Annotated in this window: 16 protein-coding genes; 6 read left to right on the top strand and 10 right to left on the bottom strand. The window is 70.4% G+C overall.

Going from position 1 to position 20370, the window contains the following annotated elements; genetic code table 11:
• Window positions 1-50 precede the first annotated feature (50 nt).
• A complete protein-coding gene (gene dnaJ, locus MQE23_RS29920) occupies window positions 51-1187 on the bottom strand; it encodes a molecular chaperone DnaJ (protein WP_020270536.1) in 1137 nt (378 codons plus the stop codon).
• Window positions 1187-2203 (bottom strand): heat-inducible transcriptional repressor HrcA, encoded by a 1017-nt coding sequence (gene hrcA, locus MQE23_RS29915; protein WP_020270537.1) that lies wholly within the window; start codon window positions 2201-2203, stop codon window positions 1187-1189. Before hrcA ends, dnaJ begins: the two co-directional genes overlap by 1 nt.
• Window positions 2204-2374: 171 nt before the next feature.
• On the opposite strand from hrcA, the gene MQE23_RS29910 reads away from it, so the two are divergent.
• Complete coding sequence (locus MQE23_RS29910; RefSeq protein ID WP_243380769.1) at window positions 2375-3106, top strand: MBL fold metallo-hydrolase; 732 nt, start codon at window positions 2375-2377, stop codon at window positions 3104-3106.
• 31 nt (window positions 3107-3137) lie between these two features.
• Window positions 3138-3938 (top strand): DUF3097 domain-containing protein, encoded by an 801-nt coding sequence (locus tag MQE23_RS29905; RefSeq protein ID WP_243380768.1) that lies wholly within the window; start codon window positions 3138-3140, stop codon window positions 3936-3938.
• 214 nt (window positions 3939-4152) lie between these two features.
• On the opposite strand, the gene hemW is transcribed toward MQE23_RS29905, so the two are convergent.
• Window positions 4153-5385: a radical SAM family heme chaperone HemW gene (gene hemW / locus MQE23_RS29900; protein WP_243380767.1), complete on the bottom strand. Its 1233-nt coding sequence runs from the start codon at window positions 5383-5385 to the stop codon at window positions 4153-4155.
• Between the two features lie 27 nt (window positions 5386-5412).
• Complete coding sequence (locus MQE23_RS29895; protein ID WP_243380766.1) at window positions 5413-7656, bottom strand: SpoIIE family protein phosphatase; 2244 nt, start codon at window positions 7654-7656, stop codon at window positions 5413-5415.
• Between the two features lie 171 nt (window positions 7657-7827).
• On the opposite strand from MQE23_RS29895, the gene MQE23_RS29890 reads away from it, so the two are divergent.
• Window positions 7828-11940 (top strand): HAMP domain-containing protein, encoded by a 4113-nt coding sequence (locus MQE23_RS29890; RefSeq protein ID WP_243380765.1) that lies wholly within the window; start codon window positions 7828-7830, stop codon window positions 11938-11940.
• A complete protein-coding gene (locus tag MQE23_RS29885) occupies window positions 11937-12392 on the top strand; it encodes a response regulator (protein ID WP_020270224.1) in 456 nt (151 codons plus the stop codon). Before MQE23_RS29890 ends, MQE23_RS29885 begins: the two co-directional genes overlap by 4 nt.
• Before the next feature lie 65 nt (window positions 12393-12457).
• Here the strand turns inward: MQE23_RS29885 and MQE23_RS29880 are convergent, their stop codons facing one another.
• The gene (locus tag MQE23_RS29880; protein ID WP_020270223.1) at window positions 12458-14332 is read right to left on the bottom strand and encodes an AMP-dependent synthetase/ligase; all 1875 of its coding nucleotides are present in this window, start codon (window positions 14330-14332) and stop codon (window positions 12458-12460) included.
• Between the two features lie 265 nt (window positions 14333-14597).
• Window positions 14598-16466 carry a translation elongation factor 4 gene (gene lepA / locus MQE23_RS29875; protein ID WP_037667194.1) on the bottom strand — a complete coding sequence of 623 codons (1869 nt, stop codon included), beginning with the start codon at window positions 16464-16466 and terminating at the stop codon, window positions 14598-14600.
• 244 nt (window positions 16467-16710) lie between these two features.
• Here lepA and rpsT point away from each other — a divergent pair, with 244 nt between their 5' ends.
• Window positions 16711-16977 (top strand): 30S ribosomal protein S20, encoded by a 267-nt coding sequence (rpsT, locus tag MQE23_RS29870; RefSeq protein WP_010042013.1) that lies wholly within the window; start codon window positions 16711-16713, stop codon window positions 16975-16977.
• 176 nt (window positions 16978-17153) lie between these two features.
• Here rpsT and MQE23_RS29865 read toward each other — a convergent pair whose 3' ends face one another.
• Window positions 17154-17549 carry a nuclear transport factor 2 family protein gene (locus MQE23_RS29865; protein WP_037667199.1) on the bottom strand — a complete coding sequence of 132 codons (396 nt, stop codon included), beginning with the start codon at window positions 17547-17549 and terminating at the stop codon, window positions 17154-17156.
• Between the two features lie 86 nt (window positions 17550-17635).
• Between MQE23_RS29865 and MQE23_RS29860 the strand changes: the two genes are divergently transcribed.
• The gene (locus MQE23_RS29860) at window positions 17636-18085 is read left to right on the top strand and encodes a VOC family protein (protein WP_020270220.1); all 450 of its coding nucleotides are present in this window, start codon (window positions 17636-17638) and stop codon (window positions 18083-18085) included.
• A gap of 49 nt (window positions 18086-18134) precedes the next feature.
• Here the strand turns inward: MQE23_RS29860 and holA are convergent, their stop codons facing one another.
• The 3 genes from holA to MQE23_RS29845 are packed head-to-tail and all read right to left on the bottom strand — an operon-like array spanning window position 18135 to window position 20345.
• Window positions 18135-19124: a DNA polymerase III subunit delta gene (holA, locus tag MQE23_RS29855; RefSeq protein WP_243380764.1), complete on the bottom strand. Its 990-nt coding sequence runs from the start codon at window positions 19122-19124 to the stop codon at window positions 18135-18137.
• 55 nt (window positions 19125-19179) lie between these two features.
• Window positions 19180-19425 (bottom strand): hypothetical protein, encoded by a 246-nt coding sequence (locus tag MQE23_RS29850; protein WP_082319740.1) that lies wholly within the window; start codon window positions 19423-19425, stop codon window positions 19180-19182.
• Window positions 19426-19463: 38 nt separating this feature from the next.
• Window positions 19464-20345 carry a YceI family protein gene (locus tag MQE23_RS29845; RefSeq protein ID WP_128092469.1) on the bottom strand — a complete coding sequence of 294 codons (882 nt, stop codon included), beginning with the start codon at window positions 20343-20345 and terminating at the stop codon, window positions 19464-19466.
• Window positions 20346-20370 lie beyond the last annotated feature (25 nt).

Here is a 20370-nt window from a genome sequence, read left to right as displayed (position 1 = left end):
TGGCATAGACCAGAGGAAAAGCCACCCGCAGGCCCCCTGGGGAGCCGGCGTCACCGCCCGTTGAACGCGTCCTTCAACCGCGAGAACAGCCCTTGCTGCCCCGGCTGGAACTGACCCGTGGGCCGTTCCTCGCCGCGCAGTTTGGCCAGCTCGCGGAGCAGGCGCTCCTGCTCGACGTCCAGCTTGTTCGGGGTCTGGACCTCGACGTGGACGATGAGGTCGCCGCGTCCGCCGCCCCGCAGGTGTGTGACTCCGCGGCCGTGCAGCGGGATCGACTGGCCGGACTGGGTGCCCGGGCGGATGTCGACCTCCTCCAGGCCGTCCAGCGTCTCCAGCGGCACCTTCGTGCCGAGGGCGGCCGCCGTCATCGGCAGCGTGACCGTGCAGTGCAGGTCGTCGCCGCGCCGCTGGAACTGCGAGTGCGGCAGTTCGTGGATCTCGACGTACAGGTCGCCCGCGGGACCGCCGCCGGGCCCGACCTCGCCCTCACCGGCGAGCTGGATCCGCGTGCCGTTGTCGACACCGGCCGGGATCTTGACCGTGAGCGTACGGCGCGACCGCACGCGCCCGTCACCCGCGCACTCCGGGCACGGCGTGGGCACCACGGTGCCGAAGCCCTGGCACTGCGGGCAGGGCCGCGAGGTCATGACCTGGCCGAGGAAGGACCGCGTGACCTGGGACACCTCACCGCGACCGCGGCACATGTCGCACGTCTGGGCGGAGGTCCCCGGCGCCGCGCCCTCACCGTTACAGGTGTTGCAGACGACCGCCGTGTCGACCTGGATGTCCTTCGTCGTGCCGAAGGCCGCCTCGTCGAGCTCCACCTCGATGCGGATCATCGCGTCCTGGCCGCGGCGGGTGCGCGAGCGCGGACCGCGCTGCGACGCCGTGCCGAAGAACGCGTCCATGATGTCGGAGAAGTTCCCGAAGCCGCCGGCCCCGAAGCCGCCCGCGCCGCCGCCCCCGGCCTGCGAGAGCGGGTCGCCGCCGAGGTCGTAGACCTGCTTCTTCTGCGGGTCCGACAACACCTCGTAGGCGGCGTTGATCTCCTTGAACCGCTCCTGGGTCTTCGGATCGGGGTTGACGTCCGGGTGCAGCTCGCGCGCGAGCCGCCGGAAGGCCTTCTTGATCTCTTCCTGCGACGCGTCGCGGCGCACGCCGAGTACGGCGTAGTAGTCCGTGGCCACTACGACTCCGCCAGGATCTGTCCGACGTACCGTGCCACTGCGCGTACCGCTCCCATCGTTCCCGGGTAGTCCATGCGGGTCGGTCCGACCACGCCGAGCTTGGCGACAGCCTCGCCGCCCGAACCGTAGCCGACCGACACGACGGACGTGGAGTTGAGTCCTTCGTGGGCGTTCTCATGACCGATACGTACGGTCACGCCCGGATCCTTCGCCTCGCCGAGCAGCTTGAGGAGCACGACCTGCTCCTCCAGCGCCTCCAGCACCGGCCGGATCGTGAGGGGAAAGTCGTGCCCGAAGCGGGTCAGGTTGGCGGTGCCGCCGATCATCAGCCGCTCCTCGTTCTCCTCGACGAGCGTCTCCAGAAGTGTGGAGAGCACCGTGGAGACCGTACCCCGGTCCTCGTGCTCGAACGCCTCCGGCAGATCCTCCACCAGACTCGGCACATCCGCGAAACGGCGGTTCGCCACCCGGCTGTTGAGCCGCGCGCGCAGATCCGCGAGCGAGGCCTCGCCGAAGGGCGCCGGGCAGTCGACCACGCGCTGCTCGACCCGCCCGGTGTCCGTGATCAGCACGAGCATCAGCCGCGCGGGCGCGAGAGCGAGCAGCTCCACGTGGCGCACGGTCGAGCGGGTCAGCGACGGGTACTGCACGACGGCGACCTGGCGCGTGAGCTGGGCCAGCAGCCGCACCGTACGCGCCACGACGTCGTCGAGGTCGACGGCTCCCTCGAGGAAGTTCTGGATCGCGCGCCGCTCGGGCGCGGTCATCGGCTTGACCCCGGCCAGCTTGTCCACGAACAGCCGGTAGCCCTTGTCGGTGGGGATGCGCCCGGCGCTGGTGTGCGGCTGGGCGATGTACCCCTCGTCCTCCAGGGCTGCCATGTCGTTGCGGACGGTGGCCGGCGAGACGCCGAGGTTGTGCCGCTCGGTGAGGGCCTTGGAGCCCACCGGCTCCTCGGTGCCGACGTAGTCCTGGACGATGGCGCGCAGCACCTGAAGCCTGCGTTCACTGAGCATTCGCGCACACCTCCAGAAGTCGTCCGCCTGGTGTCCTGCCTGTGAGGCCTGGCACTCTGCGCGTGCGAGTGCCAGCATTCCCCGCCCAGTGTACGGCGGTGAGGTACACCCCCGGCAAGGCTGGTCGCGTGCTGTCGTGCCCAGGGCGGCGGTCACCGCTAGCGTCGCCGTATGACGGTGACTTGGGAAGAGCTCGGATGGGAACGCGTGGCCGCCGGGGTGGGGCGGTGCCGGCTCCCGGTGTGGGACTGCACGGCGGGGCTGGTCGCCGGTGAGGGCGCGGTCCTCATGATCGACGCGGGGTCGAGCCCGGCCGAGGGCGCGCGGTTGCGCGAGCAGGCGCGGTCGCTCACCGGTCACCGTGTGACGCATCTCGCGCTGACCCATCCCCACTTCGACCATGTCTTCGGGGTGGCGGAGTTCACGGACGCGGAGGTGTTCGGCGCGGTGGGCGTGGACGCGGTGCTGACGCGCGTCCGGGACCGCGAGGAGCTGCGCGCCGACGCGGTGCGAGGCGGCCTGGCGGAGACCACCGCGCAGGAGGCGGCGGACCGGCTGGTCGCGCCCCGCCACCTGGTCTCCGGCGAGTGGACCCTCGACCTGGGCGGCGGGCGCCAGGTGCTGCTGGCCAACGTGGGCCCCGGGCACACCGCGCACGACCTGGCGGTGCTGGTGCCGGGGGATCCGGAGGTGGTGTTCTGCGGCGACCTGGTCGAGGAGTCCGGCGAGCCGCAGGCGGGCCCCGACGCCGTGCCGTCGCACTGGCCGGCCGCCCTGGACCGGCTGCTCGACCTGGGCGGCGAGGACGCGCTGTACGTGCCCGGTCACGGAGCGGTGGTGGACGCGGCGTTCGTGCGCGCCCAGCGCGACGCGCTGGCGGCGCATTTCGGCGTGTCGCGGTGATCGCCGTACGCCTTCTCCTATCGTCATTCGAATGCGCCAGTACTCTCCGGACCTGACCCCGCCGTGGAAGAAGCCGAAGCCGGTGCCCGAGGTTCCGGCGGAGCCGGGCCTGGTGGTCGAGGAGGCCGGGACCGGTTTCTGCGGTGCGGTGATCCGCTGCGAGGCGGGCACGGTGACCCTGGAGGACCGCTTCGGCAAGCACCGGGTGTTCCCCCTGGAGCCGCGCGGCTTCCTCCTGGAGGGCAGGGTCGTGACGCTGGTGCGCCCCTCGCCCGCCGGCCCCGCACGTCCCACCCGTACGGCGTCCGGTTCGGTGGCCGTCCCCGGCGCCCGCGCCCGCGTGGCCCGCGCCGGGCGCATCTACGTCGAGGGCCGGCACGACGCCGAGCTGGTCGAGAAGGTCTGGGGCGACGACCTGCGCATCGAGGGCGTGGTAGTGGAGTATCTGGAGGGCGTCGACGACCTGCCGTCGATCGTCGCCGACTTCGCCCCCGGCGCGGACGCGCGGCTGGGCGTCCTGGTGGACCACCTGGTGCCGGGCAGCAAGGAGTGGCGTATCGCCGAGTCGGTGACGAGCGAGCACGCCCTGGTCGTGGGCCACCCCTACATCGACATCTGGGAAGCGGTGAAACCGTCGTCCCTGGGCATCGAGGCATGGCCCCGGATCCCGCGCGGCCAGGACTGGAAGACGGGGGTGTGCAGCGCGCTGGGCTGGCCGGAGAACACGGGCGCGGCCTGGCAGCGGATCCTGTCGGCCGTACGGTCGTACAAGGACCTGGAGCCGGCCCTGCTGGGCAGGGTCGAGGAACTGATCGACTTCGTGACGGCCTAGCTGCGGGCATGCGTGCCTCCCCCAGTGCCTTAAGGGCCTGGGAGGTGCCCCCAGGGCGGCACGGGTGGGCGCAGCGGCACCCCGCTCCGCCGGGCTGCTGCATGCCGCTTAGCTGCGGGCAGTCGTGCCGCTGGGGCGGCACGGGTCGGCGCAGCGGCACCCCGCTCCGCCGGGCTGCGCAACGCCCCGGCCCCAGCACCGACGCCGCAGCACCTCAGTCCACGAGGTCCCGAACCACCGCATCCGCCAGCAACCGCCCGCGCAACGTCAGCACGGCACGCCCCTCCTCGTACGGACCGGCATCCAAAAGCCCGTCCGACAACGCCCGCCGCGACGCCGCAAGCCCCTCCTCCCGCAGCAACGACAACGGCACACCTTCCCGCAACCGCAGCTCCAGCAGGATCCGCTCGACCCGCCGGTCCTCCTCCGACAGCACCTCACGCCCGGCCCCCGGCGACCGCCCCGCCGCCAGCGCCCCCGCATACGCCCCGGGATGCTTCACGTTCCACCACCGCACCCCACCCACGTGACTGTGCGCGCCCGGCCCGGCCCCCCACCAGTCGGCCCCCCGCCAGTACAGCTCGTTGTGCAGGCACCGCCCCGCCTCCGAGGTCGCCCAGTTCGACACCTCGTACCACTCGAAGCCCGCGCCCGAGAGGACCTCGTCCGCGATCAGGTACCGGTCGGCATGCACGTCGTCGTCGGTCATCGGCACCTCGCCCCGGCGGATCCGACGCGCCAGCTGCGTCCCCTCCTCGACGATCAGGGCGTACGCGCTGACATGGTCCGGCCCAGCCCCCAGCACCGCGTCCAGCGAGGCCCGCCAGTCGTCGTCGGACTCCCCGGGCGTGCCGTAGATCAGGTCGAGATTCACATGCTCGAACCCGGCCGCCCGGGCCTCCGCGACGCACGCCTCCGGCCGCCCCGGCGTGTGCGTGCGGTCCAGCACCTTCAGCACATGCTGCCGCGCACTCTGCATCCCGAAGGAGATCCGGTTGAAGCCCCCCTCACGCAGGGCCGCCAGATACGCCGGATCCACCGACTCCGGGTTCGCCTCGGTCGTGACCTCGGCGTCCTCCGCCAGCCCGAACTCGTCACGGACGGCTGCGAGCATCCGCACCAGGTCACCGGCGTCGAGCAGGGTGGGCGTACCCCCGCCCACGAACACCGTACGAACGGGCCGGGGGTCGTCCCCCAGCACCTTCCGCGCCAGCCGGACCTCGTCGACCAGCGTCTCGGCATAGTTGTCGCGCGAGGCCAGCACGCCACCGGTGCCGCGCAGCTCGGTCGCCGTGTAGGTGTTGAAGTCGCAGTAGCCGCAGCGGGTCGCGCAGTACGGAACGTGCAGGTAGAACCCGAGCGGACGGTCGGCGGCCCCGGCGAGCGCGGATGCGGGCAGCGCGCCGTCGTCGGGGACGGGCTCACCGTCGGGGAGTGCGGAAGGCATGTCCTCCATTGTCCAGCACCCGGGCGGTCACTCGGCCTGAAGCACCAGCAGCGCCAGATCGTCCGCCGGGGGCCGCGCCCCGAACTCGTGCACCATCCGCTTGATCCGCTCGGCTATCAGCTCCGCGTCCAGCCCCGCACACCCGGCCAGCGCCGTCGCCAGCCCGTCCCCGTCGTCGAACTGGCGGGAGCCCGAGCGCCGCTCGGTCACTCCGTCCGTGACGCACAGCAGGGTGTCGCCGGAGCGCAGCTCGAAGGTCTCACTCGCGTACGCGGCGTCCTCGACGACCCCCAGCAGGGTCTGCGGCTGCGCGGCCGTGTGGACCTCGCCACCCGCCCCGAGCACGAGGGGCAGCGGGTGCCCGGCGGAGGCGACGGTGCAGCGGACGCCACCGTCGAAGGGGACCAGCTCGCCGTACAGCAGGGACAGGAAGCGTGTCTGAGGGCCGTCGCCGGGCGGGGTCGGCCGCGCGCCGGCGGCCACCAGCGCGCGGGCCGCCGCGTCCGCGGCCTCCGTGGCGTCGTCGAGCAGGAGCTGGTTGAGGCGGTCGAGGACGTCGGCGACCCGATAGCCCTCACGGGCCAGCAGCCGCAGCCAGGGCCGGGCCAGGCCGATCACGACGGCGGCCTCGGGCCCCTTGCCCTGGACGTCGCCGACGGCGAAGCACCAGCGGCCGTCACCGGCCGGGAACAGGTCGTAGAAGTCGCCGCTGGGCCCGCCCTTGTCGCACGGTTCGTAGACGAGGGCGCTGCGCACCCCGGGGATCTCGGCCACGGCGCCGGGCAGCAGTCCGCGCTGGAGGACGGCGCTGATGGTGGCCTGGCGGGCGTACTGGCGGGCGGCCCCGATGGCGAGCGCGACCCGGCGGCTGAGGTCCTCGACGAGGCCGGTGATCTCGTCGGGGAAGCCGGCGGACCCGGACCGTCCGATGACGAGGGTGCCCAGCGGGCGTCCGCCGGCGACGAGCCGGTACGCGAGGGCCGAGCCCGGCTCGCCGGGGGCGTCACCGAGCGCCTCACCGGGCCAGGGATAGTCGGCCGGCCCGGCCTCTGACGGGTCGGACGGGTGCGGTGCGTCCTTCTCCAGGGCCCGGCGCAGCTCCTCGATGCGGTTCTCGCTGCCGTGCCAGACCCGGGCCAGCCGGGGCCCGCCCGCTCCGGCCCCGCCGCTCCAGCCGCCGGCGGTGGCCTCGTCCTCCAGCCACACCGCGCACCAGTCGGCCAGCCGGGGCACGATCAACTGCCCGGCGAGGGCGGCGACCAGGTCCTCGTCGAGCTGTCCGGCGAGCAGGTCGGAGGCCTCGGCGAGGAAGGAGAGGGCCCCGCGGCCCAGCCAGGACCCGTCGCGTCCGTCACGGCCGTCGCAGTCCTCGTACCGCTCCCGCCACTCCCGCAGGTCGTGCCAGTCGCGCAGGTCGCCCGAGCCGCCGCCAGAATCGTGCGGGTCCCGCGCGTCCCTCGGTCCCCTCTCCCGGGCATCCTGCCCGGGGGGCGGATCCGGCGCCAGGATCTCCGCCACGCGCAGCCCGCGCGCCAGCGCGTGCTCCCCGGCGTACGCCTCGATCTGATCGCCGGCCTCACAGCCCCCGGCGGGCAGCCGCGCCCACACGGTCTTCCGGCCCGTGCGGTACGTGATGCCCCAGGCCTCGGAGAGCGCGCCGACGAGCCGCAGGCCGCGCCCGTACTCCGGGGTGTCGTGCGGCGTTTCCGGCTCGCCGCCGCGCGGGGCGCGTGAGGGGTGGTGGTCGGAGACCTCGACGAGGAGCGCGGCCGTGTCCTTGTCGTCGCCTTCCAGCCGGCACTCCAGCTGGACGTCGGTGCCGGCGTGCACGACGGCGTTGGTGACGAGTTCGCTGACGACGAGCAGGGCGTCGTCGGCGAGACGGTCGGTGAGGTGCTCGGCGCCGGGCAGACCGAGCCCGGTCCACTCGGTGATCGCCGCGCGCACCAGGGCGCGAGCGGAGCCCGGCGCGAGTGAGCTGCCGGGCAGGGTCGCGTACGCCCGCGCACGCTCCTTCACGGGCGCCTCGGAAGCGACTGTGGACACCTCGGATACCGGGCCGGACACCTCGGGCGCGATCACGGGCGCCTCGGACGCGAGCCCGGAGACCTCGGACGCGCCCCCGGGTGCCTCAGCGGTGAGCACGGGCGCCTCACAGCCGGGCACGGACGCCTCGGGCCCGGCCACGGGCGCCTCGCACCCGGGCACCGGCGCCTCGGAAGACGGCGCACAATCCTCGGAGACGGCCCCCTCGTGCAGGGGTACAGGCATCTCCGAAGCGTGCGCAGGCGCCTCTGAGGCACGGGAAGCGGTCTCCCGTTGCGTCGGAATGGCCCCCATGGACAGCTCCCCGGGCAGTTCGTACGAATACGCCACAGTCGATGCCGACAGGGTGACAGACTGGCCACGCCCATAAGCGCCGAGTTACCGAAGTGGGCCGTCATGAGTGAGAACAGTGCTACTCCTGTGGTCGAAGACCGGTACGAAGACGGTCAGATTCGTGCATCCGATCTGCGTCCCCTGCTCGCCGCCATGACAGCCGCCCGCGACGGCGACTTCACCAAGGTGCCGGAAACCGGCCACGGGATGGTGGCCGAACTCACCGCGGTCTACAACCAGATCATGGACCGCAGCGTCCACTTCACCACCGAGGTGCGCCGGGTGAGACGGGAGCTGGTGCGGCACGGCCGACTCGACGAGCGGCTCTCGGCCAGTCCGGGACAGGGCCTGTGGACATCCCGCGTCAACGACGTGAACCAGCTGCTGGACGCCCTCGTCGCCCCGGCGGCGAACGCCACGCGCGTGCTGGACGCGGTGGCCGGCGGCGATCTGACCCAGCGGGTGGATCTGCACGACGGCACGCGGGAGTTACGGGGCGACCTGCGGCGCCTCGGCCGGGCCGTGAACAAGATGGTGGACCAGCTCTCCCTGTTCACCGGCGAGGTGACACGGGTCGCGCGCGAGGTCGGCACCGAGGGGCGGCTCGGCGGCCGGGCCAAGGTGCAGGGGCTTTCGGGGAGTTGGCGGGACGTGACCGAGGCCGTCAACACGATGGCGTCCCGGCTGACGGCTCAGGTGCGGGACATCGCGGCGGTCACGACGGCGGTGGCACGCGGGGATCTGACCCGCACGGTCACGGTGGAGGCGACCGGCGAACTGCTGGAACTGAAGCTGACCGTGAACACGATGGTCGACCAGCTCTCCGCCTTCGCCGACGAGGTGACCAGGGTCGCCCGGGAGGTCGGCACCGAGGGCCAGTTGGGCGGCCGGGCACAGGTCCGGGGCGTCTCCGGCGTCTGGAAGGACCTCACCGACAACGTCAACTTCATGGCGTCGAACCTGACCTCGCAGGTCCGCAACATCGCCCAGGTGACCACGGCCGTGGCCAACGGCGACCTGTCCCAGAAGATCACGGTCGACGCGCAGGGCGAGATCCTGGAGCTCAAGTCCACGATCAACACCATGGTCGACCAGCTCTCCGCCTTCGCCGACGAGGTCACCCGCGTCGCCCGGGAAGTCGGCACCGAGGGCAACCTCGGCGGCCGGGCACAGGTCCGGGGCGTCTCCGGCGTCTGGAAGGACCTCACCGACAACGTCAACTTCATGGCCGACAACCTCACCTCCCAGGTGCGGAACATCGCCCTCGTCTCCACCGCCGTCGCCCAGGGCGACCTCGGCAAGAAGATCACGGTGGAGGCCAAGGGCGAGATCCTGGAGCTCAAGTCCACGATCAACACCATGGTCGACCAGCTCTCCGCCTTCGCCGACGAGGTCACCCGCGTCGCCCGCGAGGTCGGCACCGAGGGCAACCTCGGAGGCCAGGCACAGGTCCGGGGCGTCTCCGGCGTCTGGAAGGACCTCACCGACAACGTCAACTTCATGGCGCTGAACCTGACCTCGCAGGTCCGCAACATCGCCCAGGTGACCACGGCCGTGGCCAACGGCGACCTGTCGAAGAAGATCACGGTCGACGCCCGCGGCGAGATCCTCGAACTGAAGGACACCGTCAACACGATGGTGGAGCAGCTGCGCGCCTTCGCCGACGAGGTCACGCGGGTCGCCCGCGAGGTCGGCACCGACGGCCGGCTCGGCGGGCGGGCCCAGGTGCTGGGCGTCTCCGGTGTCTGGCGGGACCTGACGGACAACGTCAACTCCATGGCCGACAACCTCACCTCCCAGGTGCGCAACATCGCCCAGGTCGCGACGGCCGTGGCGCAGGGCGACCTGTCCCGGAAGATCGACGTGGACGCGCGCGGCGAGATCCTGGAGCTGAAGACCACGATCAACACGATGGTCGACACGCTGTCCTCCTTCGCCTCGGAGGTCACGCGCGTGGCCCGCGAGGTCGGCTCCGAGGGACAGCTCGGCGGCCAGGCCAGGGTCGAGGGCGTCTACGGCACCTGGAAGCGCCTGACGACGAACGTCAACGAACTGGCCTCGAACCTCACCACCCAGGTCCGTGCGATCGCCGAGGTGGCCTCCGCCGTGGCCCAGGGGGACATGTCCCGCTCGATCACGGTCGAGACCCGCGGCGAGGTCGCCGAGCTGAAGGACAACATCAACCTGATGGTGGCCAACCTGCGCGAGACCACCCGCGCGAAGGACTGGCTGGAGTCCAACCTGGCCCGCCTCGCCTCCCTGATGCAGGGTCATCGCGACCTGATGGAGGTCGCCGACCTGATACTCCGCGAGCTGACCCCGCTGGTGAACGCCCAGTACGGCGCGTTCTACCTGGCCGACCCGGAGGAGGCCGGAGCGACGGTTCCCACCAAGGGGCTCGCCTTCATCGCCGGCTACGGCGCCGCCCAGGACGCGACCGTCGAGACCGGCGCCCTCCCGGTGCACGGCCTGGTCGCCCAGGCGGCCCGGGAGAAGAAGCGGATCCTGGTCGAGGGCGCCCCGCCCGACTACATCAAGATCAACAGCGGCCTCGGCGAGGCGGCCCCGACCACGATCGTCATCATCCCGATCCTCTTCGAGGACAAGCTCCTCGGCGTCATCGAGCTCGCCTCCTTCTCCCGCTTCTCCGATGTGCACCTGGCCTTCTTCGACCAGTTCGTCAACACCATCGGCGTCGCCATCAACACGATCATCGCCAACTCCCGCACGGAGTCCCTGCTCGGCGAGTCCCAGCGCCTGGCCATGCAGCTCCAGGAGCGCTCGGACGAACTCCAGAAGCAGCAGGGCGAGCTGCAGCGCTCCAACGCCGAACTGGAGGAGAAGGCCGCCCTGCTGGCCACGTCCTCGCAGTACAAGTCGGAGTTCCTGGCGAACATGTCGCACGAGCTGCGCACCCCGCTCAACTCCCTGCTGATCCTGGCCCGGCTGCTCTCCGACAACCCGGACGGTCATCTCTCGGACCAGGAGGTGCAGTTCGCGACGACGATCCACCGCTCGGGCTCGGACCTCCTCCAGCTCATCAACGACATCCTGGACCTGTCGAAGATCGAGGCCGGCCGGATGGACGTACGCCCCAAGCGGCTCCCCCTCATCAAGCTGCTCGACTACGTCCACGCCACGTTCCGCCCGCTCACCATCGACCGGGGGCTCGCCTTCGAGCTGGCGGTCGGCGAGGACGTGCCGCGCGAGGTGTACTCGGACGAGCAGCGCCTCCAGCAGATTCTGCGCAACCTCCTCTCCAACGCGATCAAGTTCACCGCGTCGGGCAAGGTCGAGCTACGGGTCGACCGGGTGAAGGACGCCGAGCATCACTACGTCCGGGACACCGACGACGTCATCGCCTTCGCCGTGTCCGACACGGGCATCGGCATCGCGCCGGAGAAACTCCCGGTGATCTTCGAGGCGTTCCAGCAGGCCGACGGCACCACCAACCGCAAGTACGGCGGCACCGGCCTCGGCCTGTCCATCAGCCGGGAGATCGCGGGCCTGCTCGGCGGCCGGATCGTCGCCGAGAGCGAACCCGGCAAGGGCTCCACGTTCACCCTGTACGTGCCTGTCGTGAGCCCCGGTCACACGGCACCGGGACCGGAACCGGCTCCCGAGGATCATCCCGAAGTGCCCCTGACCCTCCAGCCGGCCACCGCCGGACCGTTCCCGGCCGCGTACGACACCGACGACGCCTGGCCCTCGCCGACCAGGCTGGAGGCGTGGACGTCCGGCAGGCCGGGCCGGATCCTGGCCGGGCGGCGGGTGCTGATCGTCGACGACGACATCCGCAACGTCTTCGCCCTCACCCACGTCCTGGGCCGCGTCGGCATGACCGTGCTGTACGCGGAGAACGGCCGCGAGGGCATCGAGACGCTGGAGCGCACCGCGGACGTCGAACTGGTCCTGATGGACATCATGATGCCGGAGATGGACGGCTACGAGACCATCTCCGCCATCCGCCGCACCCCGCGCTGGGCGGACCTGCCCATCGTCGCCCTGACCGCGAAGGCGATGCCCGGCGACCGCGAGAAGTCCATCGCCGGTGGCGCAAACGACTACGTGCCCAAGCCGGTGGACATCGACCGGCTGCTGACGGTCGTGTGCGAACTGCTGAACCCGGACGACACGCGGGAGACGGAGGGCACGGAGGAGGCCCGACCGTCATGAGCACCGCACGCGCCGGAATCCTCCTGGTCGACGACATGGAGGACAACCTGACCGCCCTGGAGGCCGTCCTCGCCTCACTCAACGAGCCTCTGATACGTGCCCGTTCCGGCGAGGAGGCGATGAAGGCGGTGCTGCGGCAGCCCATCGCCCTGGTCCTGCTCGACGTCCGCATGCCCGGCATGGACGGCTTCGAGACGGCCGCCCACATCAAACGCCTGGACCAGACCCGCGACGTCCCGATCATCTTCCTGACAGGCGCGGACGACGACTCGGGCTACGCCTTCCGCGGCTACGCCACAGGCGCCGCCGACTACGTGACCAAGCCCTTCGACCCCTGGGTCCTCAGGGCAAAGGTCAGCGTCTTCCTGGACCTCTACCGCAAAGGCAGAGAGGTCGAACGCCTACGCGCAGAGATCCAGGACCTACGACGCCGGGTGGACGGAGGCTTTTAGGGGCGCGGGGAACTGCGCGAGCAACCACGACGGACCCGCAGCCGCTCACACAGCGCCACCACCCCCTACGCCTCGCGAGACCCCTCGTACATCTCCTCGATCAGATGCTTGTACTCCCGCTCCACAACCGGCCGCTTCAGCTTCAGACTCGGCGTGATCTCACCGTGCTCCACATCGAGATCCCGCGGCAGCAACCGGAACTTCTTGATCGTCTGCCACCGCTGAAGCCCCTCGTTGAGCTGCTTCACATACCCGTCGACCATCTCCACCGTGACCGGCGAGGAAACGATCTCCGCGTACGACTTCCCCGCCAGCCCGTTCTCCTTCGCCCACTCCGTGATCGCGACTTCGTCGAGCGCGATGAGCGCCGTGCAGAAGTTCCGGTCGGCCCCGTGCACGAGGATGTTGGAGACGTACGGGCACACCGCCTTGAACTGCCCCTCCACCTCGGCCGGCGCGATGTACTTGCCGCCCGACGTCTTGATGAGGTCCTTCTTGCGGTCGGTGATCCGCAGGTACCCGTCGGGCGACAGCTCCCCGATGTCCCCGGTGTGGAACCAGCCGTCCGCCTCCAGCACCTCGGCGGTCTTCTCGGGCAGCTTGTGGTAGCCCTCCATGATGCCCGGGCCGCGCAGCAGGATCTCCCCGTCGTCGGCGATCCGCACCTCCGTGCCGGGCAGCGGCTTGCCGACCGTACCGGTGCGATAGGCCTCGCCCGGGTTCACGAACGACGCCGCCGAGGACTCGGTCAGGCCGTAGCCCTCCAGGATGTGGATGCCGGCGCCGGAGAAGAAGTACCCGATCTCGGGTGCCAGCGCCGCCGAGCCCGAGACGCACGCCCGCAGGTTCCCGCCGAAGGCCTCCCGGATCTTGGCGAACACCAGCGCGTCCGCGACCTTGTGCTTCGCGCCCAGCCCGAACGGCACGGACATGGTCCCGGTCCGCCGGAAGTTGTCCTGCGCGGTCTTGGCGTACTCGCGGGCCACCTCGGCGGCCCACTGGAAGATCTTGTACTTGGCGCCACCGCCCGCCCGGGCCTTCGCGGCGACACCGTTGTAGACCTTCTCGAAGATGCGCGGCACGGCCGCCATGTACGTCGGCTGCACCACCGGCAGATTCTCGATGATCTTGTCGACGCGGCCGTCCACGGCGGTGACGTGCCCGACCTCGATCTGGCCGGAGGTGAGCACCTTGCCGAAGACGTGCGCGAGGGGCAGCCACAGGTACTGCACGTCCTCGCCGCTGATCAGCCCGGTCGCGGCGATCGCCTTCGCCATGTACGACCAGTTGTCGTGCGGGAGGCGCACGCCCTTGGGGCGGCCGGTGGTTCCGGAGGTGTAGATGAGCGTGGCCAGCTGGTCCTTGGTGATCGCGCCGACCCGCTCCTTGATCAGGTCGGGGTCCTTCTCCAGCCGGGCCGCGCCGCGCTTCTCCAGCTCGTCCAGGGTGAGGATCCAGTCGGCGGTCTCGACCCCGGCCGGGTCGACGACCACGACATGGGTGAGGTCGGGCAGCTCGGCGCGCTTCTCCTGCGCCTTGGCCAGCTGCTCGACGTTCTCCGCGATGAGCACCCGGCTCTCGGAGTCCGACAGGATGTACGCCGACTCCTCGGCGTTGGTCTGCGGGTAGACCGTGGTCGTGGCGGCGCCGGCGCACATGATGCCGAGGTCGGCGAGGATCCACTCGATGCGGGTGCTGGAAGCGAGGGCGACGCGCTGCTCGGGCTGCACGCCCAGCTCGATGAGGCCGGCCGCGATGGCGTAGACCCGCTCGGCGGCCTGCGCCCAGCTCAGCGACTTCCAGTCGTCCGGCCCCTGCCCCGAGGACGCGGGCACCGGATAGCGGTAGGCCTCGGCGTCCGGCGTGGCCGCCACGCGGTCCAGGAAGAGGCCCGCCACGGACGGCGGACGGTTCTCGATCAGTGTCTGTGTGTCGCTCACGACATCCTCCGGGGCCCGCGACGGTGCGGCTGGCTCAGGTGCGGCTGGTTTTGACTCACGAGCTGCTGTTCGCGAGCCGTTGTTTAACTCGCGAGTAACTATCGAGCAGGGATCAGAGTAAAGGTCGACCGGCCGCTGCGTAAGGGTCCGCGGCCTGTCACTTCCTACAGAGAGCTACCCCGTGTACGCACAGCGGCCCGCCGCACTTTCGCACGACGGGCCCCTGTACTACCCGGTTTGCGGTGTAACCCACGGTAACCCGTGATTACTTCTTGCCCTTGCCCGACCCCGCACTGTCATCGCTCGACAGGACGGCGATGAACGCCTCCTGCGGAACTTCCACAGAACCCACCATCTTCATCCGCTTCTTGCCCTCCTTCTGCTTCTCCAGCAGCTTCCGCTTACGGGAGATGTCACCGCCGTAGCACTTGGCGAGGACGTCCTTGCGGATGGCGCGGATGGTCTCGCGGGCGATGACCCGGGAGCCGATGGCGGCCTGGACCGGCACCTCGAAGGCCTGCCGCGGGATGAGCTCCTTGAGCTTCGCGACGAGCCGCACGCCATAGGCGTACGCCTGGTCCTTGTGGGTGATCGCCGAGAACGCGTCGACCTTGTCGCCGTGCAGCAGGATGTCGACCTTGACCAGGCTGGAGGTCTGCTCGCCGGTGGGCTCGTAGTCGAGCGAGGCGTAGCCGCGGGTCTTGGACTTCAGCTGGTCGAAGAAGTCGAAGACGATCTCGGCCAGAGGCAGGGTGTAGCGGACCTCGACCCGCTCCTCGGAGAGGTAGTCCATGCCGAGCAGGGTGCCGCGCCGGGTCTGGCACAGCTCCATGATCGAGCCGATGAACTCGCTGGGCGCCAGGATGGTGGCCCGCACGACCGGCTCGTAGACCTCCGAGATCTTGCCCTCGGGGAACTCGCTCGGGTTGGTGACCGTGTGCTCGGTGCCGTCCTCCATGACGACGCGGTAGACCACGTTCGGCGCGGTGGCGATCAGGTCCAGCCCGAACTCGCGCTCCAGCCGCTCCCGGATCACGTCCAGGTGCAGCAGGCCGAGGAAACCGACGCGGAAACCGAAGCCGAGGGCGGCGGAGGTCTCCGGCTCGTAGACCAGCGCGGCGTCGTTGAGCTGGAGCTTGTCGAGGGCCTCGCGCAGCTCCGGGTAGTCCGAGCCGTCCAGGGGATAGAGGCCGGAGAAGACCATGGGCTTGGGGTCCTTGTAGCCGCCCAGCGGCTTCTCGGCGCCCTTGGACTGGCTGGTGACGGTGTCACCGACCTTGGACTGGCGGACGTCCTTCACGCCGGTGATGAGGTAGCCCACCTCGCCGACGCCGAGACCGTCGGACGCCAGCATCTCCGGCGAGTTGGTGCCGATCTCCAGCAGCTCGTGCGTCGCGCCGGTGGACATCATCTTGATGCGCTCACGCTTGTTGAGCTGCCCGTCGATGACACGGACGTACGTCACCACGCCCCGGTAGGAGTCGTAGACGGAGTCGAAGATCATGGCACGCGCGGGGGCGTCCTTCACGCCGACCGGGGCCGGGACCTGTTCGACGACCTTGTCCAGCAGTGCCTCGACACCGAGCCCGGTCTTGGCGGAGACCTTGAGCACGTCGTCGGGCTCGCACCCGATGAGGTGGGCGAGCTCCTCGGCGAACTTCTCGGGCTGCGCGGCCGGCAGGTCGATCTTGTTCAGCACGGGGATGATCGTGAGGTCGTTCTCCATCGCCAGGTAGAGGTTGGCGAGGGTCTGCGCCTCGATGCCCTGGGCAGCGTCGACCAGGAGGATGGTGCCCTCACAGGCTGCGAGCGATCGCGAGACCTCGTAGGTGAAGTCGACGTGCCCCGGGGTGTCGATCATGTTCAGGATGTGCGTCTTGCTCTTGTCGTGGGACGGGGCCCACGGAAGTCGCACCGCCTGGGACTTGATCGTGATGCCGCGCTCACGCTCGATGTCCATGCGGTCGAGGTACTGAGCACGCATCTGCCGCTGCTCGACCACTCCGGTCAGCTGGAGCATCCGGTCGGCGAGCGTGGACTTGCCGTGGTCGATGTGCGCGATGATGCAGAAATTGCGGATCAGAGCCGGGTCGGTACGGCTCGGCTCGGGCACATGGCTAGGGATCGCGGGCACGCAGGGTCCTGATTCTTGAGGCGTCCGCAGTGTCTGCGGTCTCGGGTCGGATCGGATCGATACGTAGCCTCCATGGTCCCACGGGTGGGGACCATGGACGGGTTTGGGCCATGAATGAGCCCGCTGGTACCGTGGGGGGCTGTGCCTCATGCCCTCTCGCAGGAGGCACTCCTTCAAGAAATCACCCGGTACAGACCGTGCGGCATCCGTGCGGCCCCGTGCCAGAACCTGAGAAGGCTCATTCGTGGCGAACATCAAGTCCCAGATCAAGCGGATCAAGACCAACGAGAAGGCGCGGCTGCGCAACAAGGCCGTCAAGTCCTCCCTCAAGACCGCGATCCGCAAGGCCCGTGAGGCTGCTGCCGCGGGTGACGTCGAGAAGGCCACCGAGTACCAGCGCGCTGCCGCGCGTCAGCTCGACAAGGCCGTCTCGAAGGGCGTCATCCACAAGAACCAGGCTGCCAACAAGAAGTCGGCGCTGGCTCAGAAGGTCGCCGCGCTCAAGGGCTGACGTCTGATGTGACGCCGGAGGGAATCGAGCGGGCCCTCTCTCATCCGCTCCCGTCCGGCACCCCTTCGGGTCCGCGCGCGGCCTGCGTTCGCCACGCGGGCGCGGATCCAACAGCTTGAACCGAAGGCCGGTTGCCCTCCTGTTCCCCATGGGAAGGCACCCGGCCTTCGGCCTGTTCAGGACCAGAACTCGTTGTTCTTGTCGATGTCCTCGACACACTCGTCGAGGTCGGTGACCTTGTCTCCGACGATCCGGAAGACGATGCAGCCGGTGTCGTCCAGGCGCTTGCCGTTGCGTTCGGCCGTGAAGCGGGTCATGCCGACCGCGTGGCCGCGGCCGTCGACAGCGACGCCGATCAGTTCGGCTCGCATCGTCCCGTTGGTCTCCGCGCCGAGCCGCTCGTACATCTCGATGATCGAGTCCACGCCCTTGAAGTCGCCCGACAACGGGTGATCGCCGGGCACGTGGTGTGTGGCGTCCCCGGCGATCAGCCCGCGCAGGGTGTCCATGTCACCGCGCGAGAAGGCCTCGAATCCCTTGCGGACCAGCGCTGCGTGCGGGTGTTCAGCCATGGCCTTCGCCACCTCTCCGTCGCTTGGCGAGTACGGCTGACACTCCCGATTCTCCCTCCGGGCGGCACTCGCGGCACAGTGGAGACATGGACGCGGACGACAGGGCAGACAGCAGGGCGGACGACAGGGACGTGCTGGCCGGGGCCCGTGTGGCGACCAGGCTGCCCGCCCGGGATCTGGACCGGGCGCGGCGCTTCTACTCCGAGAAACTCGGTCTTGAGCCGGTCGACGAACGGCCCGGCGGGCTGCTGTACCGCTGCGGCGGCGCGGATTTCGTGCTGTTCCGGTCGACGGGGGCCTCGCCCGGCACCTTCACCCAGATGGCGCTGGAGGTGGGCGACATCGAGGCCGCCGTGGCGGAGCTCAAGCGGCGCGGCGTGGTCTTCGAGGAGGTCGACGTGCCCGGCTTCCGCACGGAGGGCGGGATCGCCGAGATCGAGGGGAACTACCCGAGCAAGGGCGCCCGGGGCGAACGCGGCGCCTGGTTCCACGACAGCGAGGGGAACCTGCTGGGGATCGGGGAGCCGGTCTACTGAGACACCCTGTGCGGACACGCCTTTGCAGGGCAGCTCGGTCGGCGGATGCCTATCCCCGTCCCCTGGAGCGGGCCGCCCGCGCGATCGTGACCACCGCCTTCTCCAGGGCGTACTCGGGATCGTCCCCGCCGCCCTTCACGCCCGCGTCCGCCTCTGCCACCGCCCGCAGCGCCACGGCCACCCCGTCCGGAGTCCAGCCCCGCATCTGCTGCCGCACCCGGTCGATCTTCCACGGCGGCATGCCCAGCTCGCGCGCGAGATCGGCCGGCCGTCCGCCACGCGCCGACGACAGCTTCCCGATCGCCCGGACGCCCTGCGCCAGCGCGCTCGTGATCAGCACCGGTGCCACCCCGGTCGCCAGCGACCAGCGCAACGCCTCCAGCGCCTCCGCCGCCCGCCCCTCGACCGCCCGGTCGGCGACCGTGAAGCTCGACGCCTCGGCCCGGCCCGTGTAGTACCGCCCGACGATCGCCTCGTCGATCGTCCCCTCGACGTCCGCGACCAGCTGCGAAACTGCCGACGCGAGCTCCCGCAGATCGCTCCCGATCGAGTCGACGAGCGCCTGGCACGCCTCCGGCGTGGCGGACCTGCCCACCGCCCGGAACTCGCCCCGCACGAACGCCAGCCGGTCCGCCGGCTTCGTCATCTTCGGACAGGCCACCTCGCGCGCCCCCGCCTTGCGCGCCGCGTCGAGCAGCCCCTTCCCCTTGGCCCCGCCGGCGTGCAGCAGCACCAGGGTGATCTCCTCGGCGGGCGCCCCGAGATAGGCCTTCACGTCCTTGATCGTGTCGGCCGACAGGTCCTGCGCGTTGCGTACGACGACGACCTTGCGCTCCGCGAAGAGCGACGGGCTCGTCAGCTCGGCGAGCGTGCCGGGCTGCACCTGGTCGGGGGTCAGGTCCCGTACGTCCGTGTCGGCGTCGGCGGCCTTCGCGGCGGCCACCACCTCCTGCACGGCACGGTCGAGCAGCAGCTCCTCCTGGCCCACGGCGAGCGTCACGGGGGCGAGAGGATCGTCATTCGCAGTCTTCCTGGCCATCGCGACAAGCATCCCACGCGGCACTGACAACCAGGCCTACGGTTCTCGACCGGGCCTACGGTTCCTCCCGCCAGCCCTCCCACTCACCGGCGAACCGGTCCAGCTCCCCGGGATCCAGCCGCTCTTCCTCGTCCCTCAGGACGACCAGCCACTGCGCGTCCTCGGCATCGTCCTCGCCGGCCAGCGCGTCCCGCACCAGCTGCGGCTCCTCGGCGACCGCGAACCGCTCCCGCAGGGCCTCCACCACCTCTTCCGCGGCATCACGGTCGGGCAGCACCAGCACATGTCGCACATCACTCACGCCGGCCATTGTCCGACACCGGCTCCCGGCCCGGCCGCTCAGGCCTTGCGGACGACCTGCACGTCGAGGTCGACCTTGATGCTCGGTCCCACCACCGCGATGCCGCGGGCCAGCATCGTCTGCCAGCTCACCGTGAAGTCGTCCCGGTGCAGTTCGGTCGTGGCCCGGCAGGCAGCGCGCACCTCGCCCTCCATGCCGTTGCCCAGCCCCAGGTACTCCGTGTCCAGCGTGACCGTGCGCGTCACGCCGTGCAGCGACAGCGCCCCCGTCACGGCCCACCGGTTCCCGCCCTTGTGCACGAACCGATCGCTGTAGAACTCGAGCGTCGGGAACTTGGCGACGTCCAGGAAGTCCGCCGACCGCAGATGGTCGTCGCGCATCTTCATGTTGGTGTCGATGGACGCCGCGTCGATCACCACGTGCATCGCCGACCGCTCCAGCGGCTCGGTGATCCGTATGACGCCCGCGAAGGACTTGAACTGTCCGTGGATGCGGGCCATGCCGATGTGCCGCGCGGTGAAGCCGATCGAGGAGTGCGCCGACTCGATCTCCCAGTCGCCGGGCGCGGGCAGCTCCGGCGGCCGGGCCACCTGGAGCGTCACGTCACCGAGCGAGGCGAGCGAGTCCTCGGCGACCTGCGTGGTCGCCCGGTACGGCGCGTACCCCTCCGCGGACACCGCGAGCCGGTACTCCCCCGCGGGGACCGTCGTCACGAACGACCCGAACGGATCCGCTCCCCCGCTGACCACCGGACGCCCCATGGCGTCGGTGACCGCGAACTCGGCATGTCTGACCGGTTCGTTGACGGGGTCGAGCACCCGGCAGGCCAGCACCCCGGCACTCGGCGGCGTCGGCACCGCCGCCAAGGGGCTCGTACGTTGCACCCGGTTGGTTCGGCTTCCCAGCCAGCGGCCGATCATCTGGACACCTCGTGCGACTCGAAGT

This window comes from Streptomyces sp. HP-A2021 (assembly GCF_022807935.1).
Taxonomy (GTDB): Bacteria; Actinomycetota; Actinomycetes; order Streptomycetales; family Streptomycetaceae; genus Streptomyces; species Streptomyces afghaniensis.
This window is presented reverse-complemented; position numbering and strand designations above follow the sequence as displayed.

Bases quoted from the DNA above. Each gene is read 5' to 3' on its own strand.
- MQE23_RS29905 (WP_243380768.1), top strand. From the start codon at position 3,138: ATGCGCCAGTACTCTCCGGACCTGACCCCGCCGTGGAAGAAGCCGAAG.
- MQE23_RS29895 (WP_243380766.1), bottom strand. From the start codon at position 7,656: ATGCCTGTACCCCTGCACGAGGGGGCCGTCTCCGAGGATTGTGCGCCG.
- MQE23_RS29865 (WP_037667199.1), bottom strand. From the start codon at position 17,549: ATGGCTGAACACCCGCACGCAGCGCTGGTCCGCAAGGGATTCGAGGCC.
- hrcA (WP_020270537.1), bottom strand. From the start codon at position 2,203: ATGCTCAGTGAACGCAGGCTTCAGGTGCTGCGCGCCATCGTCCAGGAC.
- MQE23_RS29890 (WP_243380765.1), top strand. From the start codon at position 7,828: ATGAGTGAGAACAGTGCTACTCCTGTGGTCGAAGACCGGTACGAAGAC.
- hemW (WP_243380767.1), bottom strand. From the start codon at position 5,385: ATGCCTTCCGCACTCCCCGACGGTGAGCCCGTCCCCGACGACGGCGCG.
- MQE23_RS29860 (WP_020270220.1), top strand. From the start codon at position 17,636: ATGGACGCGGACGACAGGGCAGACAGCAGGGCGGACGACAGGGACGTG.
- MQE23_RS29910 (WP_243380769.1), top strand. From the start codon at position 2,375: ATGACGGTGACTTGGGAAGAGCTCGGATGGGAACGCGTGGCCGCCGGG.
- MQE23_RS29845 (WP_128092469.1), bottom strand. From the start codon at position 20,345: ATGATCGGCCGCTGGCTGGGAAGCCGAACCAACCGGGTGCAACGTACG.
- holA (WP_243380764.1), bottom strand. From the start codon at position 19,124: ATGGCCAGGAAGACTGCGAATGACGATCCTCTCGCCCCCGTGACGCTC.
- MQE23_RS29885 (WP_020270224.1), top strand. From the start codon at position 11,937: ATGAGCACCGCACGCGCCGGAATCCTCCTGGTCGACGACATGGAGGAC.